The 14,249-nt window shown below is 69.4% G+C and carries 8 protein-coding genes; 1 reads left to right on the top strand and 7 read right to left on the bottom strand.

All coding sequences use genetic code 11. The features are described from left to right. Nucleotides 1-44 precede the first annotated feature (44 nt). From ACZ6SF_RS18970 to ACZ6SF_RS18955, 4 genes are all read right to left on the bottom strand, one after another. Nucleotides 45-2,474: a cation-translocating P-type ATPase gene (locus ACZ6SF_RS18970; RefSeq protein ID WP_466063448.1), complete on the bottom strand. Its 2,430-nt coding sequence runs from the start codon at nt 2,472-2,474 to the stop codon at nt 45-47. A gap of 34 nt (nt 2,475-2,508) precedes the next feature. Next, nucleotides 2,509-5,736, bottom strand: coding sequence for an arabinosyltransferase domain-containing protein (locus tag ACZ6SF_RS18965; protein ID WP_466063447.1), 3,228 nt, complete (start codon nt 5,734-5,736; stop codon nt 2,509-2,511). A 124-nt stretch (nt 5,737-5,860) separates the two neighbouring features. Next, nucleotides 5,861-6,364 carry a WKL family lipoprotein gene (locus tag ACZ6SF_RS18960; protein ID WP_466063446.1) on the bottom strand — a complete coding sequence of 168 codons (504 nt, stop codon included), beginning with the start codon at nt 6,362-6,364 and terminating at the stop codon, nt 5,861-5,863. Between the two features lie 97 nt (nt 6,365-6,461). Then, nucleotides 6,462-8,036, bottom strand: coding sequence for a DNA polymerase IV (locus ACZ6SF_RS18955; protein WP_466063445.1), 1,575 nt, complete (start codon nt 8,034-8,036; stop codon nt 6,462-6,464). Nucleotides 8,037-8,170: 134 nt separating this feature from the next. On the opposite strand from ACZ6SF_RS18955, the gene ACZ6SF_RS18950 reads away from it, so the two are divergent. Then, a complete protein-coding gene (locus tag ACZ6SF_RS18950; RefSeq protein WP_466063444.1) occupies nt 8,171-9,046 on the top strand; it encodes a UTP--glucose-1-phosphate uridylyltransferase in 876 nt (291 codons plus the stop codon). Nucleotides 9,047-9,061: 15 nt separating this feature from the next. On the opposite strand, the gene ACZ6SF_RS18945 is transcribed toward ACZ6SF_RS18950, so the two are convergent. The 3 genes from ACZ6SF_RS18945 to ileS all read right to left on the bottom strand — a co-directional run bounded on the left by ACZ6SF_RS18945 (nt 9,062) and on the right by ileS (nt 14,084). Beyond that, nucleotides 9,062-9,577 carry a C40 family peptidase gene (locus tag ACZ6SF_RS18945; RefSeq protein WP_449996572.1) on the bottom strand — a complete coding sequence of 172 codons (516 nt, stop codon included), beginning with the start codon at nt 9,575-9,577 and terminating at the stop codon, nt 9,062-9,064. 275 nt (nt 9,578-9,852) lie between these two features. After that, nucleotides 9,853-10,812, bottom strand: coding sequence for a hypothetical protein (locus ACZ6SF_RS18940; RefSeq protein ID WP_466063443.1), 960 nt, complete (start codon nt 10,810-10,812; stop codon nt 9,853-9,855). A gap of 134 nt (nt 10,813-10,946) precedes the next feature. After that, nucleotides 10,947-14,084: an isoleucine--tRNA ligase gene (gene ileS / locus ACZ6SF_RS18935; RefSeq protein WP_466063442.1), complete on the bottom strand. Its 3,138-nt coding sequence runs from the start codon at nt 14,082-14,084 to the stop codon at nt 10,947-10,949. Nucleotides 14,085-14,249 lie beyond the last annotated feature (165 nt).

The raw sequence follows: 14,249 nt of genomic DNA, 5'->3' as shown, positions 1-14,249 counted from the left end.
CGTCCCGGCTCCCACCCGCACCGGCCGGACCCGCAGACGTGGGGTCACTCGCCTTCGCCCGGCGCCGCCGGGACCAGTTTGTGCGATTCGCCGCGCAGCGTGGCACTCACCCACCATGCCACCTCCACCAGGACGATCCCCACCGCGCCGCAGACGAAGGCGGCGGTGGTGAGGGCGGCGTTCGACGGGTCGAGCGCGAAGAACTCGCGCGTGAACGGTACCGAGAACAGCACCACGTACGCCCCCACCGACACCGTCAGCAGCACGATCTTCCACCAGTTGTAGGGCCGCGCGACGATCGCCAGCACCCAGACCGCGATCATGATCAGGGTGATGAGCGCGGTGGTGCCGGCCTGCATCTTCTGCTGCTCACTGGCCTCGGGGCCGGCGTAGGCGATCAGGTAGGCCACGAAGGTCGCCGTCCCGATCACCACACCCGATGGAATGGCCAGCCGCATCACCCGTCCCACGAAACCGGTGCGGGCCCGTTCGTTGTTCGGCGCCAGGGACAGGATGAAGGCCGGGATGCCGATGGTGAACCAGGCCGCGATCGTCACATGGCGGGGCAGGAACGGATACCCGATGGGTTCGTAGCCGAAGATCTGCGAACCCACGCCCGCGATGCCCACCAGGAACGCCAGCAGCACCGAGTACACGGTCTTGGTGAGGAACAGGTTCGAGACCCGCTCGATATTGCCGATCACCCGCCGGCCCTCGCCCACCACATACGGCAGGGTGGCGAATTTGTTGTCCAGCAGCACGATCTGGGCGACCGCGCGGGTGGCGGGGCTGCCCGCGCCCATGGCCACACCGATATCTGCGTCCTTGAGCGCCAGGACGTCGTTCACACCGTCGCCGGTCATGGCCACGGTATGGCCGCGCGACTGCAGCGCGCCGACCATGGCGCGCTTCTGATCCGGGCGCACCCGGCCGAAGGTGGTCTTGTCCTCGAGCACGGCGGCGAGTTCGCCGCGATCCTCGGGCAGGGTGCGCGCGTCGACGGCCCGGTCACCGCCGGGCAGGTCCAGCGAGGAGGCGACCGCTCCGACCGATACCGCGTTGTCGCCGGAGATCACCTTGATGGACACGTCCTGGCTCGCGAAATAGTCCAGGGTGTCGCGGGCGTCGGGCCGCACCTTCTGTTCGAGGACGACCAGCGCCACCGGGGTGAGGTCGCCGGGGGCTCCGGGGACGTCGACCGCCCGGTCGCCCCGGGCGAGCAGCAGTACGCGCAATCCGCTCGCCCCGAGCTCCTCGGCGGCGCGGGCGTCGCCGGAACCGGAGTCCAGCAGAACGTCGGGGGCGCCCAGCAGCCAGTCGCCGTGCTCGCCGTAGGAGATCCCGCTCCATTTCTTGGCCGAGGAGAACGGCGCCACCGCGGTGTAGGTCCAGCCCGGGGTATCGGGCAGGGCTTCGGCGATGGCCTGCACGCTCGCGTTCGGGCGGGGGTCGTCGGCGGCCATGGCCGACAGCGCCCGCCGGGCCCGGTCCTCGGCGCCGGCCGCGGTCTCGAGCATCCGGAGTTCGGCCAGCCGCATCCCGTTCTCGGTGAGCGTGCCGGTCTTGTCCGCGCACACCACGTCCACCCGGGCCAGGCCCTCGATCGCGGGCAGTTCCTGGACCAGGCATTGCCGCTGCCCCAGCCGGACCACGCCGACGGCGAAGGCGATGGAGGTCATCAGTACCAGGCCCTCCGGCACCATCGGCACCAGCGCGGCCACCATCCCGGTGACCGCCGGGCGCCAGGATTCGCCGCTCGAGACCAGCTGGTTGTAGATGCTCAGCGCGCCCGCCGGGATCAGCAGATAGGTGATGACCTTGAGGATGGTGTCGATACCGTTGCGCAGTTCGGAATTCACCAGCGTGAACTTGCTGGCCTCCTCGGCCAATTTGGCGGCGTAGGCGTCCTTGCCGACCTTGGTGGCCCGGTACGCGCCCGAACCGGACACCACATAGCTGCCCGAGAGCACCTGCTCTCCGGATTCCTTGTGCACATCGTCGGCTTCGCCGGTGAGCAGGGATTCGTCGACTTCGAGCAGTTCGGCCTCGGCGATCACACCGTCGACCACGATCTGGTCGCCGGGCCCGAGTTCGATCACATCGTCGAGTACGACCTCGCTGGGCGCGATCTGCTCGGCGCGCCCGTCCCGGCGGACCGTGGGCCGGGCCTGCCCGACGATCGCCAGCCGGTCGAGGGTGCGTTTGGCCCGGACCTCCTGGATGATGCCGACCGCGCTGTTGGCCACGATCAGCAATCCGAACATCCCGTCGATCACCGAACCGGTGGCCATGACCAGGACGAACAGCACACCGAGGATGGCATTGATCCGGGTGAACACGTTCGCCCGGACGATATCGCGCACCGAACGGCTGGCCCGGTCCGGCACATCGTTGGTGAGACCGTCCCGGCGTCGCTGCTCCACCTCGGCCGCGGTGAGGCCGGCCGATCGGGCCGCCTGCACAGTTGTCGACATGGCAGTCAGCGTAGCCAGCCGGGCGCCCGCGGACCTACCAGGCGACGTTGATCGGGCCGGGTGTCCAGGTCCCGGAGTGTTCTTCCACGGTCACCTCCGGCCGGGCCGGCACCGTATCCGGATCCATCGGCAGGAACTGCTGCAGCTGACCCCAATCCCGGTCCCAGTCGTCGTCCAGGTAGGTCGGCAGGGTCCGGGCGTGCAGCAGCAGACCGGTCCAGCCGAGCGGGCCGCCGCCGTCGTGGTTCTGCCACAGATTGGTGTCGTGGGCGCCGACCCGGTCCGGCAGGATCCGGTACTTCGGCGTCTCCGCGATCCCGATCCGGTGATCGAACGGCCGCTGGCAGGGGAACTGCAGGCCCACCGCCCAATCCAGCAGCACCGGATCACTGGACCCGACAACCGTGTTCAGATCTTGCGTCCGCGGGATACGAGGCGGGGTGAACGCCAGCCACTGGCGCGCGTCGCGGTCCCGGTCGGCGGCGACGATTCGCACCGTATCGGCGTCGGCGTAGGGCTGCAGCGGTACCCGGAGATTGCGCCAGGACGGCGCCGGGCCGATATCGATCGGGTTGACCCGGCGCAGCGGAACCGGATCCGCGGCCGACCCGCCCGCCGCGGTGGTGGAACCGAATTCGAGTTCCAGCGACTGCCCGTGGGTCACCACACCGTCGGCGTCGCGCGACCAGATCCGCCCGGCGGCGCTGAGCGCGAGGATATCCGCCCGGTCGGCCACCGGCGGCAGCCGGTACCACCCGCTGGTCAGTTCGGCGGGGCCGTCCGCGTGATAGCTGCCCTGCACCGGGGTGGCCGGATCGAGTCCGAACGGCAGTGCGGGACCGGCGGTTTCGGTGGCGACACCGTCACCGGAGCTGCCCGAGCCGACCGAATCGGCGATGGCGGCGTCGGCGCCCTCCTCGGCGTCGGCGCTGAGATCGGCCGCCACGCCGGTGGGGGTGAATCCGGTGCCGGTACCGGCCAGCGTGGCGCCCGCGTCACCGGACAGCGGGGTCAGCGCGCCGCGATTCGGATCGGTTTCCACCAGCACATGCGGGGCCAGCCCGCAGGTGTTCCCGGTGAGCGCGCCCAGGTTGGAACTCGCCAGCGAGAATGCCGGGTACTGGGTGACCGCGCCCTTCGCGAAGGACGCCACTTCGAAGAGCACCATGAACGCGGCGGCCACCGCCAGCGGCGGAACCTTGGCGAATCGCCAGCCCCAGCGCGAGATCCGGTGGTGGCCCCGATCCGGCGCCCGCACATGCCACCAGGCGGCCAGCGCCAGCAGCAGTACCGCGCCCAGCAGGAAGATCTTGTTGACGGCGATCCCCGCCACGGACGGCTGTTTATCCCACCACGGGACGCTGTAGGAGGAGACGTACCACCAGCCGTTCGGCCCGGAGAACACCAGCGCCAGCAGGAACGCCACCGCCGCGGCGAACAGGGCCCGGTTGCGCGGGCCGCGCATCACCCGCGGGCCGACGGCCACCGCGGTGAGTACCGCCACCGCACCGGCCAGCCCGGCGAAGACACCCAGGTGATGAGTCCATTTGGTGGGCGTGGTCATCATCAGCGCCATGGCGCCGACGGTCACCCCGAGGATCCGTCGCGAGGGTCCCAGCGCGGCGGTCGGGATCTTGCCGCCCTTGTGCAGCAGGGTGAGCAGACAGACCACCAGGCCCGCCACCATCACGAAGATGCCGAAGCGGCGGGCCACCGAACCGTCCACGGTGCCCATGAACAGGTACTGGTAGCGCAGGTATTCGTCGTACCAGAGCACATGCGGCCCGGCCAGCTCGTGCACCCGGCGCATCTCCTGCATGGCGCTGAACGGCTGATCCGCGAACGCCACCACCAGCACCAGCACTCCGGCGGCGGCCAGCGGCAGCAACTGGGCGAACCAGCCCATCCGCGGCGCCCGGGCGGCGACGGTTTTGAACAGCGGGCGCAGTCCGGCGAGCAGGGCGGCCACGCAGATGACGCCGTGCGGCCCGGCGGTGCAGCTGAACGCCGCGATCAGTATCGCCACCGCGAACGGCAGCAGCCGCCGCGTGGCGATACCGCGCTCGACCGAGCACCAGGTCAGCAGAACGCCCAGCGCGACGATGGGTTCCGGGCGCAGCCCGTTGTTGTAGGGCAGCCAGACGGCGAGGAAGACCAGCGCACCGGTCCAGGGCACGAACCGGTTGCGGTGCAGGGCGGCGCCGAATCGCGGCACCACCTCGCGACTGATCACCAGCCAGGCCAGGATGCCCGCGAGCAGCGACGGCAGCCGCACCCACGGGCTGGCGGTGCTCAGCTGGGCCATCTGGCCGATGAGGTCGTAATACGGAGTGCCGACCGGATTCTCCGGAACCCCGAAATACCGGAAGTAGTTCGCCATGTACCCGGCATTGAGCGAGGTGCGGCCCATACCGAACTGGTAGCCGTCGTCGGAGGTGGTGGCGCCGATGAAATGCCAGAGGACCAGGGTTCCCAGCACCACGCCGTCGACCGGGCGGAAGGTCCACCAGCGGGCCGGCAGGAAGCGGCGGGCCCGGCGGCCATCGGAGGAGTCCAGGCGGTGCAGCGCGATCAGCGAGACCAGGGTCGCCAGCACCGCCGACCAGATGGCCACCCGTTTGATCACGCTGGGCGAGGAACTGAACCGGCTGTCCACCTCGGCCGTGACGCTGGTTCCGGCGGGATCGTCCAGATCGCTGAACACCCCGACCAGCTGCGGCCGGTAATCACCGCCCAGCACCACCGGCTCCCGGCCGGTGAGGGTGGCCACCGATTCGGTCATCCCGGCGCCCACGGTCAGTTCGCAGCCGGGCGGGAGCTCGGCGACCGGGACGCTGAACAGCGATTGGTTGCGCAGGACCACATCGAGACGCGAACCCGATTCGGCCGTCGCGGGCCGGACGCGGGCCGCGAAGCCGTAGCGGTCGAGATCGGGGGCCCCGGCCGGCGCGGTCGCGGTCAGCACTCCGCCGCCGCGCGCGTCGAGCTGCCCGATCGCGGCGCACGGCACGGTGGCGTCGAAACTCAGCGGCGCGTAGGCGACGAGCGGAGCCTCGACGGAAGCGCTGGAACCGGCTTGTGGCCAGGTCAGGGTCGCCGCCTCGACCTCGACCGGCAGGAAGGGCACCGCCACCGCCAGCAGGGCGCCGATCAGGGCCGATACCAGGGCCACCGGCCGGGCCCAGCCGCCCCGCGATCGCGGTCGCGGACTTTCTGAGATCAACGCCTGCTCGGACGCCGCCACCACCATCGTGTCAGCCACGGGGCGCAATCCTAGCGGGAGGCCGTCGCGTCCCGTCGGGTGCTCTCACGGGCACGGCGATACTGCCGCGAACGAAACCGGCCGGTCTGCCCTGGACAGACCGGCCGGAACGCGGAAGCACGGATCAGGCGACGCAGGCCGGCGACTGGACCTGGGCCTGGGCGAGCATATTGCAGGCCCAGGTCTTCTCGACCTTCCAGACGCCGTTCTCGGCGACGAACGGCACATCGACCACGTTCTGGGTATCGCCCAGTTTGAAGTTCGCCTTGGCGTTGAGGGTGTCACCGAAATCGTTGACCTCGGTGACCTCGATGGTGGCACCGGAATCGGTGTAGAACTGGGCCAGCTTGCCCGGCAGCTCCGGATCGGCCTCGGCGCCCTGCACCATTTCCAGCTTCTCCTGGTTCGGCACGGCCGGATCCAGCGCCATCTGCAGCTGGGTGTTCAGATCGGCAGCCGTGGGCACGGGCGGCAGATCGTCGGCCGCCTCGGTGGTGGCCGCCGCGGCGGAGGTGGTCGCGCTCTTGCTGCCCGAGTCGGAATCATCGCTACCACACGCCGTCAGGGTCAGCGCGGCCACGGCGGCCAGGCCGGCGATCGCGATACGTCCGGTCTTGCGAAGCTTCAACTGCTCGTCCTTTGCGTTCGAGGGTTCGGTGTCGTGCGCGGCGGCAGCACCACCGGAACCGGCGACGCTGCGCGGAACCAACCTACCCGGCGGTCCGTCACGACAGGCTGCCGAGCGGGTCCGCCGGGCGCAACTCCGTATTGTCGGCAGCGAACGTACGCGCGATACCCGGCCCTGTCGAGCGGGTCTCGAAGCGGACCGTCACCCGGCCGTGGCCGGCGCCCTGCACCCAGCCGTATCCGAATTCGGGGTGCCGCACATCGATTCCCGGCCGCCACGAGGGGATCTCACCTGCAGCGATACCCGAATCCGCCGCCTCGGCCGCGATTTCGCCGCCCGCCGCGGGACCGGCCGCCGACGCGCCGGCCAGGGGTCCGGATCTTACCGAATCCTCAGAACTCTCTTCGGCTGCCGCCAGAGATTCCGGCACCCGGGCCGACCCTACCTCCCGATATCCTCCGGCGTCGCCGGCGACCACGGCCGGCGCACCGAAACCCCTGCCGGCACCCGCTGTTTCCGTGCCCCCGGAGTACACCGGGACCGGCATCTCGGAGCCGCCCGGATCCGCCGGAGTACCCAGCCGGTCGAGGTCGGGGAACAGCGATTCCTGCCGGATCGCCGACAGCCCGGCGTATCCCACGCCCACCAGCCGCACCGGCCCCAGCTCCCGCGGATCCAGCGCGGCACGCTGGGCCGCCGCGGTGAGTGTGGCCAGATCCTCGGTGGCGTAGCCGAGCGTGGTGGAACGCGTCGTGATGCTCATATCGGCCCGCCGCAGCTTCAGCACCACCGTGCGGGCCGCGCGACCGTCGCGGAGCAGACGCCGATGCGCGGCGGCGGCCATCTCGGTGATGGCCGGGCGCAACCCCTCCAGCGTGACGATATCGCGCTCGTAGGTGGTCTCGGCGCTGATCTGTTTGGCCTCGGCGCGTTCGGCGACCGGCCGGTCGTCGATACCCCGCGCCAGCCGGTGCAGTGCGGCGCCGACGCTGCCGCCGAGAATCGACATCGCCTCCACCTCGGGCAGGGCGGCGAACGCGCCCACCGTCTCGATACCGAGAGTGCGCAACCGGCTCTCGGCCACCGGCCCGATCCCCCAGAGCTTGCGAACCGGAAGGGCGGCCAGCAGGTCCTGCTGCTCATCGGGCGCGATCACCCGGACACCGTCGGGTTTGGCCATCCCCGAGGCGATCTTGGCCAGTTGTTTACCGGAGCCGGCGCCCACCGAGGCGACCAGACCGCAACGGTCACGGACCTCCTCGCGCAGGCGCGCGCAATAGGCCAGCACCGTATCCGCCCCGGCTCCCGCCAATTCCTCCGGCTCGGCGAAGGCCTCGTCGAGCGACAGCGTCTCGAGCACCGGGATCCGGGCCCGCAACGTATCGAACACCCGGCCGCTGAGCAGGCCGTACAGCGCGCCCCGGGGCGGTATCACCACCGCCGGCGCCCCGACCAGCCGCCGCGCCTGCTGCATCGGCATCGCCGACCGGGCGCCGAAGACCCGCGCCTCGTAGCTGGCGCCGGCGACCACCCCGCGCGCGCCCGTGCCGCCCACGAGCACCGGACGTCCGCGCAGGGTCGGCCGGGTGAGCTGTTCGCACGACGCGAAGAAGGCGTCCATATCGATATGCAGCACCCAGCGCCGGGAGGTCCGCGCGGCGGGGGTGTCCATGAGCGCAGAATCTACGCGGCGCTACCGACAGCCGCGGGCGCCCCGGACTCCATCGGCACCGCTACCGGGCACTTCGCGGGCACGCGAATGCCGCGATCCGACGGCGCGGGGGCCTGATATGTGATGATCGGACGATGAAGATCCGCAAGGCCGTGATCCCCGCTGCCGGTATCGGTTCCCGACTGCTACCGCTGACCAAGGCGATCCCCAAGGAGATGCTGCCGGTCGGCGACAAGCCGGTGATCGAGCACACGGTGCGCGAGCTGGTGGCCTCCGGGATCACCGATATCACCATTGTGGTCAGCGGCGGCAAATCGCTGATCCAGGACCATTTCCGCCCCAACCCGGCACTGGTCGCCCAGTTGCGCGCGGACGGTAAGAGCGCCTACGCGGATGCCGTCGAAGAAGTGGGCGAATTGTCTCGCCTGGGGCATATCACCTATCTGGATCAGCACGGGCCCTACGGCAACGGAACGCCGGTGCTGAACGCGGCCCGCACCGCTGCCGACGAGCCGATGCTGGTGCTGTGGCCCGACGACGTCTTCGTCGCCGAGGTACCGCGCGCACAGCAGCTGATCCAGGCCTACGAGTCCACCGGCTGCCCGGTCCTGGCCCTGATGCCGATGAACCCGAACGAATCGCAGCGCTACGGCGTCCCCGTGGTGCGTGAGGATCTGGACGAGGGGCTGCTGCGGATCTCCGGGCTGGTGGAGAAGCCCAAACCGGCCGACGCTCCCTCGGCCTATGCCGCCATCGGCGGGTACGTGGTGACGCCCGGCATCATCGACGAGCTGCGCACCCAGACCGAGAAGTGGTACACCCACCACACGGGTGAGGTGTATCTGACCGATTCCATCAACGCCTACGCCGCCAACCACGCGGTGTACGGGCAGGTCATCCAAGGTCGCTGGTACGACACCGGCAACCCGGGCGACTACCTCATCGCGCAGTTCGCCTCGGCACTGGCCCACCCCGACTATGGGCCACTGCTGCGCCGCCAGGTGGACTGACGACGCGGTACCGGCTCAGAACCGCCGGATACTGAAGATGTGGAACTGGTCGATCGGCGTGAGCCCGACCGGGACGCCGGCGCCGTAGGCGTTGAGCACCTGCCCGACACCCGCGTAGATGCCCACGTGGGAGGCGTCGGCGTTGATGATGACGACGTCACCGGGCGAGAGCGCGTAGCGCGGCACCGAGGCGCCCACCTTCGCCTGTTCCCAGGTGGTGCGGGGCAGTATCACCCCGACCTGCCGGAAAGCCCACTGGACGAGGCCGGAGCAGTCCCAGGTATCGGGACCGGTGGCCCCCCATTCGTACATTTTGCCGGTCTGTGACGTGGCTGCGGCCAGCGCACCCAGACCGTTACTGGTCGGCATCGGCAGCCCTGCCGATCCGCTGGCGCTGAGCGATCCCGACCCGGAGGACGATCCGGTGGCCGAGCTTCCCGGCTGTGCCCAGCCCGGAGCCGCCGCCAGTGCGGAGACGGCCGATGCGAGAACCAAGCCGGCGATACCCCGGCGCAGTGCGATTCCGATCACGTGCCCACCCTTCTTGCCGGTCGATACGCGGGAGCCATGCGGCGCCCGGTTAACTCGCGGCATCCGCCGATGGGCGGCATGCCGCGGACCACTGGCATAGCGCCGGCGAAGGAGCTCCGACGCGACTTCACTCAGGTAGAGACGAACGAAATTATCACCGTCCCGTCACGACCGTTTCCGGCCGCAGCGGTATCGTGATGAATTCTGCCGGGCCGGGAACGCAGCCGACAAGGCCCTGGCAAACTCTCAGCATGTGATCTAAATCACAAAGATGTTTACTGTGTCTGAGTTGCGATGTCGTTCAGAGTCTTCAACACCACGTCCTTGGTGGCCGGTGGCGACTCCACGAAGACCCCCACCTGCCAGACCGGCTCGCCACCGGGTTCCGCGGCGACGTAGCGGCTGAAATCGACCGTGTACTTACCCTCGTCGTTGGACGCGGTCTCCACATACGCGGTGCGCTCGTCGAACTGCCGGGCCTGGTCCGGATGGTCGAACCACTCCGAATCGAACGTGGTCCGGGTGGCCGGATCACAGGTGGCCGGGCATTTGCGCAGGATCAGGTTGACCCGCTGTCCCGCACCGGAATTGCTTTCGTCGACACAGCCCCAGGCCTGGGCATCCGGAATCTTCTCGACGGAGCCCTTCATACAGCCCCACGACCCGGGCGCGCGAAAGGCGAACGGCCAGCCCTGGAAAGCCATCGTGTAGGTCTCCTCACCGGCCTGCCAGGTCGGGCCGAGCACCGCGACCGGCGCCAGGCCCTCACGCAGCGCCGGCTCGTCCCCCGAGGGCGCCGCGGTGGTGGTCGTCGTGGTCGAGCGGGCGGGCGCCGAGGTGGTGGTGCGACCCGATTCCGTGGTCTGCGAGGAACTTCCGGCAGCGGCGGCACCCGCGTCGTCCCCGGATTCCGGGGACCGGAGCACGACCAGGCCCACCACACCGATCAGGATCAGCGCCACCACGGTGGCCAGCACCGCGATCAGCGGGCCGTTGTTGTTCTTCCGCGGCGGGCCGCCGGGGCCGCCGTATTCCAGCGGCGGTACCTCCCAGGCTCCCTGCTGCGGGGCCGGCGGCGGAACCTGCCCCCCGTGCTGCTGCCCCCACGGCATTCCCGGACCGGGCCGCGCGCCCCCCTGCTGTCCCTGATGCCCCTGCTGCCACTGACCCGACGGCGTGTTCTTCTGCTGTCCCTCAGGGGAATGCCACCACTCGTCGGGATTGTCCGAAGCCATAGGATCCCACCCTAGTAGGCGGCGGCCCGGCGGTCATGGCCGCAACCTCGGGGGCCCCGCCGGCTCCCGGCCCGCAGCCCCCGGCCCGGAAACGCGGGTACCGCCGACCGGGAGGACCCGGCCGGCGGCGACCGTCAGCCCGCCTTCGCGATCCGGGCCCGGGCCCCGCCGGTCAGCTCGGCGGCCTCCGGCCCGGCAGCGCCGAACTCCAGCTCCACGGCCAGGATCTCACCGGCGATCAGCTCCCGGTGCGTCCGTGCCCATCCCTGCCGGTCGGCCGGCACCTCGAGGGTCGCGGTGATCCGGTCGGACACGTCGAGCCCGAGCGATTTCCGGGTCTCCTGCAGATCCCGGATGATATCGCGGGCCCAGCCCTCGGCCTCCAGTTCCTCGGTGACCACCGAGTTCAGCACCACCAGACCGGCGTTGCCGGGCAGCGCCGCGGTCGATTCCGGTTCCGCCGCCACCAGGCGCTGGGCGTATTCCTCCGGCAGCAGGTCGATTCCGGCCGCGCTGACCACGCCGTCGGCGCCCTCCGACCAGTCTCCGGCCTTGACCGCCTTGATCACCCGCTGCACATCCTTGCCCAGCCGGGGCCCGGCCGCGCGCGCGTTGACCGCCAGTTCGAAGCGGCCGTGCGCGGCGACATCGGTCGTGAGATCGACCTTCTTGACGTTCACCTCGTCGGCGATGATGTCGGCGTAGGGCCGCAGCCGCTCGGCGTCGGACGCCGCGATCGTGACCTCGGCCAGCGGCAGCCGGACCCGCAGTTTCTGCGCCTTACGCAGGCCCAGCACCGTGGAGCACACCGTACGCGCCTCGTCCATGGCCGCCACGAGTTCGGGATCGCGCGGCAGCAGATCGGCGGCCGGCCAGTCCGTCAGATGTACCGACCGCCCGCCGGTGAGCCCGCGCCAGATCACTTCCGTGACCATGGGCAGCAGCGGCGCGGCGAGCCGGGTCACCACTTCGAGGACGGTGTGCAGGGTGTCGACGGCATCGCGGTCCTCGGCCCAGAACCGCGAACGCGAGCGCCGCACATACCAGTTGGTCAGGGCGTCGGCGAAGGTCCGCAGCTCTTCGCAGGCGCCCGCGATATCGAAGGCCTCCAGCGCCGCGGTCATGGTGTCGCCGCTCTCCGCCAGCTTGGCCAGGATGTACCGATCCAGCACATGGGGTGAATCGGTACGCCACACACCGGGTTCGACGGCGTAGAGCTGCAGGAACGTCCAGGCGTTCCACAGCGGCCGCAACGCATGGCTCACGCCTTCGCGGATTCCGCGCTCGGTGACGATGAGGTTGCCGCCGCGCAGGATCGGCGAACTCATCAGGAACCAGCGCATGGCATCGGAGCCGTCCCGGTCGAACACCTCGTTCACATCCGGGTAGTTGCGCTTGGACTTGCTCATCTTGAGCCCGTCGTCGCCGAGGACGATCCCGTGCGCGACCACGTTCTTGAACGCCGGGCTGTCGAACAGCGCGGTGGACAGTACATGCAGGTTGTAGAACCATCCGCGGGTCTGGCCGTTGTACTCGACGATGAAATCGCCCGGGAAATGCGAGTCGAACCACTCCTGGTTCTCGAACGGGAAGTGGACCTGCGCATACGGCATGGACCCCGACTCGAACCAGCAGTCCAGCACCTCCGGTACCCGGCGCATGGTGGACTGCCCGGTCGGGTCGTCCGGGTTGGGCCGGGTCAGTTCGTCGATGGCGGGCCGGTGCAGATCCGTGGGCCGCACCCCGAAATCGCGTTCGAGGTCGTCGAGCGAACCGTAGACGTCGATACGCGGATACGCCGGATCGTCGGACATCCACACCGGGATCGGGCTACCCCAGTAGCGGTTCCGGCTGATGTTCCAGTCCCGGGCGTTCTCGAGCCATTTGCCGAACTGGCCGTCCCGGATGTGCTCGGGCACCCAGTCGATCTGCTTGTTCAGCTCCACCATCCGCTCGCGGAACTGGGTCACCGCCACGAACCACGAGGGTACGGCCATGTAGATCAGCGGCTGTCCCGAGCGCCAGCTGTGCGGGTACGAGTGGTCGATGGTCTCCTGCCGCAGCAGTTTCCCGGCCGCCTTGAGGTCTTTGATGATCACCGGGTTCGCGTCGAACACCATCAGGCCCTCGTAGGGCGGGACCATGGAGGTGAACTTGCCACCGGGATCGAGCGGCTGCACCAGCTCGATACCGTTCGCGCTGCAGACGTCCATATCCTCCTCACCGAAGGCGGGCGCCATATGCACGATGCCGGTACCGGAATCGGTGGTGACGTAGTCGGCGGAGAGCACCCGGTGCGCGTTCGGATGCCCGGCGAAGAACCCGAACGGCGGCGCGTAGTGCAGATCGACGAGCGCGGCGCCGTCGAACTCTCCCAGTACCTCGGGCTGCTCGCCCAGCTCCCGCCCATAGTGCGCGACCCGCTCGGCCGCGAGGACGTAGCGCTTACCGTCGGCGCCGCGCACCTGGACGTAGCGGACGTCCGGATGTACCGCGATCGCCAGGTTGGAGGGCAGCGTCCACGGGGTGGTGGTCCAGATCAGCGCGTTCGCGCCGTCCAGTTCGCGCAGCGGATGATCGGCGGGTACGGACAGCACCATATCCACCGTCACCGCCGGGTCCTGGCGCATCCGGTAGGCGTCGTCGAGCCGGGCCTCCTGGTTCGACAGCGGCGTCTGCTCGTACCAGCTGTACGGGAGCACCCGGAAGCCCTGGTAGATCAGGCCCTTGTCGTAGAGCGACTTGAACGCCCACATCACCGACTCCATGAAGTCGAGATCGAGTGTCTTGTAGTCGTTGTCGAAGTCGACCCAACGGGCCTGTCGCGTCACATAATCGCGCCATTCCCCGGTGTAGCGGAGCACCGACGATTTGCACGCGGCATTGAATTCCGCGAGGCCCATCGAATCGATCTGTGATTTGTCCGTGATACCGAGCTGCTTTTCCGCTTCGATTTCCGCGGGCAGGCCGTGGGTATCCCATCCGAAACGCCGCTCGACCCGCTTCCCCCGCATGGTCTGAAACCGTGGAACGACGTCTTTGACGTAGCCGGTGAGCAAATGACCGTAGTGCGGCAGACCGTTGGCAAACGGGGGCCCGTCGTAGAAGACGAACTCCTCGGCGCCGGCCCGGTTGTCGATACTGGCCCGGAACGTCCCGTCGGCGGCCCAGGCGTCCAGTACGGCCCGTTCCAGCTCGGGAAAGGACATACCGGACCCACCGCCGAGATCGACGCGGGGGTATGCGCTGCTACCGGTGTTCTCGTCCGCCATCGCGGGTTCACGTCTCCTCGTGCCTGGCGCGCCGGGGCGCGAATTCGGTAGGCACGGGGACGATCGGCGGCGCATCGGGTGCGCCGTAACCGCGGTACCACCCCGCTTGTCCGCGGGCCGGTGGGCCGGACGGACCTCTCGTCTGAGCTGTGACGGGCTCACCCG

The organism is Nocardia sp. NPDC049935 (genome assembly GCF_055586645.1).
This window is presented reverse-complemented; position numbering and strand designations above follow the sequence as displayed.